Genomic DNA, 4,124 nt, shown 5'->3' with positions numbered 1-4,124 from the left:
AGGACAAGCTTCATTATTTTATAACGGTAATATTCTAGGAGAAGTTTGGCTAGTAAATAGAGTTTTCGGTCTCTAAGCTTTTTTGAAGGGAAAATCATCGACTCAGATCCCTATTTGCAACAGTGCCGTTTTCGGTCTCTAAGCACTTTTTAAAGGGAACATCATCGACTCAAATTTCTATTTGCAACAGTGCCGGAATACATAAGATAAAAGCTAACCATATTTTATTAGATATTTACTTGTAAATCTTTACATTATTCAATTACATCAAAGTTTTTCCAACTAAAAAGTGAATAGCCACCAAAATTCTAGACATAAGGCAAACCCACTTTTAAGATGACTGATTCGAATACAAGATATCTTGCAAAAGTCACTTATCGTATTTTATAAGCTTGAATGTATCTTTAGAGTATACCCTAAAGTAACAGCCTAAAAGTTCGTAAAATTATGTACCATTTAAATGATTTTTAATCATATATAACATGTAACTTTGGTATTAAAAATTTATAATTTACGAAATTGTTCATTTTTCTTCAATTGGGGCGTGAAAAAGTGAAAGGCCAAAAAGTAGGGTATGTCCGGGTCAGTTCTGTCGAGCAAAACACTGGACGTCAACTTGAGGGAATTGAAGTCGACCGGATTTTTGTTGATCGTGCGTCAGGTAAAAATACCGACCGACCGAAATTTCAAGAAATGTTGAATTATGTCCGGGAAGGAGACCAGGTGATAGTACATTCCATGGATCGTTTTGCGCGAAGCTTAAAAGATTTGGTGACTGAAGTAGATAAACTGGTCAAACGAGGGATCTCCATCCAGTTTGTAAAAGAAAATATTACTTTTACGGCCCAATCCACTCCGATGGATAATTTGATGCTGCAACTGATGGGTGCTTTTGCACAGTTCGAACGTGAGATTATTCTGGAGCGGCAAAAGGAAGGAATTAAACTGGCATCAGCTCAAGGGAAGTACAAAGGTCGGGTACATAAATTGAAACCTGAGCAGGCTGAAGCTTTACGACAAGCATGGAAGGAAGGGAAATATCCTTCAAAAATGGCATTAGGTCAGGCATTCGGTATTAGTCGTCAAGCGGTATACCGCTATTTAAAAGCCGGGGAATAACTCAATTGAATTTTCGACTATATTTAGTTTAGCTTATGAAAATGAGGGAATGTGATAAATCTATGAAAAAGCCTATTCGAGGGGGGAGATTGAACTATCATACTGATTTTAGATGACCATTTAATCAATCACCCCAGATGTTTAGAAAAGAAAAAACCCCGGCATCCTGCTGGGGTTTTTAGTATTGGTTCGCTCGGTATAACTCTTGTTGTACCTTACTTCAAAGCCAAAATCTTTCGAGCACCATTAAGTACGAATAAAGAAACCAGTATACCAATGATTAAGTCTGGATAAGCTGATCCCGTCCATGCCACGAGTACACCGGCAAATATGACGCCCATATTTACCACAACGTCATTCGCTGAGAAAATCCAACTGGCTTTCATATGTGCGCCATCTTCTCGATGACCAGAAATAAGATATAAGCATGTCACGTTAGCTATAAGTGCGAGCAGGCCAATAACAATCATGAGCGTTGATTCTGGCTCGCTTCCAAACATGAATCGTCTAATGACGTCAACAATCACGATGACAGCGAGTAATAACTGAATCCAGCCTGCAAAATGAGCTGCTTTTACTTGATATTTCGCAGCTTTCCCGACGGCATATAGCGCAATACCATAAACGGCTGCATCGGCAAACATATCTAGAGAATCAGCAATCAATCCTGTAGAAGCAGCAATAATACCGCTGATGAATTCTATAAAGAACAGTAGAGCATTAATGCCTAATAACAGTTTAAGTACTTTAGCTTGTCTTACAGGATCAGGTTCATTGGGTAGGTCACCTGAAGAAAGCTGTGTTTCATCAAGTTTCGCCCCAAAACCCAGTCCTTCAAGTTTGGCCGTAATTTGCTGAATCCCTTCATTATGGAAGACTTTCAGTTTTCGATTGGGAAGATCAAAAGTAAGACCTTTAACTGCTTCAAGATCTGCAAGAGTCATACGGACCATTTGCTCTTCAGCAGAGCAATCCATTTTAGGAATGGTGTAGGTACTTGTTTGCTTGGCCTGTTGATTGCTTATATAAGTTTCAGTCTTCACAAGCTTTGCCCCAAAACCCAGTCCTTCAAGTTTGGTGGTTATATTTTCATCTTTTTGATTATGTAGAACCTTTAAAGAACGGTTAGGTAAATCAAAGATGAGTTTTTGAACACCATCAATTGAAGATAGCGCCATACGAACCATCTGTTCTTCCGCAGAACAATCCATTTTGGGAACTAAGTATTCACTCATGTAGTGCGAATCTTTTAAAACGTTTTCAGTGCTTAAATTTTCTTTGGGATCAGAACCACAACAGGATTGAGCGGTATCTTCACAACTGTTTGAAGTGTTACAGCAAGGAGATGAAGATTTTTCTTCTTCCTCTTCACCACAACAGCTAGGCGTATTATCACAATTCTTTGAATTGCTTGCTTCTGCAATTGATGGATGATTTTCTTGTTGAGATTTCTTATCTTCGCATGGTGTTTCTTTACTACATCCACAACCACTCATAGTTATACCCATTAAAAAAATTTATAAACTTTGAATATTAGAATCCCTATAGTTACTATAGAGTCAAGATTTTTTGGAAATACCAACTCAATGCATTTAAAAATTGGTGAACTCTCTAAAAAAACCTCATGTTCAGTATTAACAATTAGGTTTTATGAAAAGGAAGGTTTAATTCCGGAACCCGAAAGAACGGAAGGAAATTACCGCCTTTACGATATAGGCTATGTTGAGCGAATTAAGTTTATTTTGAATTGCCGAACTTTAAATATGAGTTTGAATGAAATTCGTCAATTACTTACCTATAAAGACAAACCTGAGAAAAATTGTTCAGATGTGAATGAATTAATTGACTTACATGTCAGTGCTATCAGAGAAAATATAATCAAGCAACAAAAGCTTATTGAACAATTATCTGATTTAAGAGGTACTTGTGATGGCTTATGTACAATTGACCAATGTGGAGTTCTAAAAAATCTAGCTTGATTATCTAGACCTATGCTTTTTTCAAAAATTCTGTATATCTTTACTTAAGGCTGCAAAAAGTTTAAGGTTACTCAAATTCTGTGATCAGATCTTTGATAGATCTGGACAGCTTCTTATTGGTGTTTTAAATACAGATTTGTGTATGAAGAGAAAAACATTTCTAATCCAGATATTGGTACTCTTATTCACATTCCAGAATATTTGGAGTGTGGCAGAGGCTGCGTGTCTGCATGAAATGCCAAACATACCCAATTCAATACTCTCTAATCCAATCGATTTAGACGAAAAGAGTGATAGTCCTAGTCAAGCACTTTATTCCTTAGAAAACTATAAAGAAATTTATGACTATTGTCAGAAGGTTTGTTTTAACGAAAAGTGCAGTCATTTCTCAAATACAATCGTGATTCAGATTGACCCACCCGATGATTTGAAGCTTAAAACTCATTTTGAGACAGTCCTTACACCATCTTATTTGGGAAGAACTTTTTATAAATCCCCTTATCTGAATCAATTAACACCCCCTCCTGATTTGCCCCTACTATTGGTGGGGTAGTCTTATAAAAGCCCACCACTCCTAATCTCATTATGTGTGGGGCATTTCATGTCAAAAAACAAATTATATCAGGATACTTCTATCCTGAATTTATCCTGGTCAGCATTCCGTACAGGTGTCTTGCTATCCGCAATGATCAGCTTGAGTACTTCTGTAGTCGCCAGTCCTCAAGATTTAACGCTGCGACAAGCCATTGATCAGGTCAACCAGTATCAAGCGTCCCAAAATTTCTGGGAAACGCAAAACAGCATTAATGCCACGAATCTTCAGCAAAGTAAGCTGTTTAAAAATCCTGAACTGTCAGTTGAACAAACGGGATTTGGTTCAAATAATGAAAAAGAGCTTGCCATTGGCATATCACAACCCTTGGATATTTTTGGTGAGCGAAAAGCAAACCAAAAATTAGCCAGTCTCTCTACAGATAAAACAGCACTGAAGCAGAAGATTTATCAAGCGCAAATTGAGCTTGCAGT

General features: G+C 37.3%; 4 protein-coding genes and 2 pseudogenes. 5 read left to right on the top strand and 1 reads right to left on the bottom strand.

From position 1 onward, the window contains the following. Positions 1-76, top strand: a pseudogene (locus tag FTU45_RS15110) (IS6 family transposase); the annotation flags it as partial. Positions 77-552: 476 nt separating this feature from the next. Beyond that, positions 553-1,119: a recombinase family protein gene (locus tag FTU45_RS15105; RefSeq protein WP_104470814.1), complete on the top strand. Its 567-nt coding sequence runs from the start codon at positions 553-555 to the stop codon at positions 1,117-1,119. 215 nt (positions 1,120-1,334) lie between these two features. On the opposite strand, the gene FTU45_RS15100 is transcribed toward FTU45_RS15105, so the two are convergent. Then, entirely contained in the window at positions 1,335-2,615 is a 1,281-nt protein-coding gene (locus FTU45_RS15100; RefSeq protein ID WP_104500112.1) for a cation transporter, read from the bottom strand. Between the two features lie 90 nt (positions 2,616-2,705). On the opposite strand from FTU45_RS15100, the gene cadR reads away from it, so the two are divergent. The 3 genes and pseudogenes from cadR to FTU45_RS15085 form a co-directional block, all read left to right on the top strand. Further along, positions 2,706-3,098, top strand: coding sequence for a Cd(II)/Pb(II)-responsive transcriptional regulator (cadR, locus tag FTU45_RS15095; RefSeq protein ID WP_004733193.1), 393 nt, complete (start codon positions 2,706-2,708; stop codon positions 3,096-3,098). A 142-nt stretch (positions 3,099-3,240) separates the two neighbouring features. Further along, a complete protein-coding gene (locus FTU45_RS15090) occupies positions 3,241-3,651 on the top strand; it encodes a hypothetical protein (protein ID WP_025465702.1) in 411 nt (136 codons plus the stop codon). Between the two features lie 48 nt (positions 3,652-3,699). Continuing rightward, positions 3,700-4,124: pseudogene (locus FTU45_RS15085) on the top strand (TolC family protein); the annotation flags it as partial.

This window comes from Acinetobacter sp. YH12106 (assembly GCF_013418995.1).
In the GTDB taxonomy this organism is placed as follows: Bacteria; Pseudomonadota; Gammaproteobacteria; order Pseudomonadales; family Moraxellaceae; genus Acinetobacter; species Acinetobacter pseudolwoffii.
Note: the sequence above shows the minus strand (reverse complement) of the source record. Positions and strands in the feature narration are given on the sequence as shown.

What these genes read in the sequence shown, in the direction of transcription:
- FTU45_RS15100 (WP_104500112.1), bottom strand. Translation starts at nt 2,615, where the DNA reads ATGAGTGGTTGTGGATGTAGTAAAGAAACACCATGCGAAGATAAGAAA.
- FTU45_RS15090 (WP_025465702.1), top strand. Translation starts at nt 3,241, where the DNA reads ATGAAGAGAAAAACATTTCTAATCCAGATATTGGTACTCTTATTCACA.
- cadR (WP_004733193.1), top strand. Translation starts at nt 2,706, where the DNA reads ATGCATTTAAAAATTGGTGAACTCTCTAAAAAAACCTCATGTTCAGTA.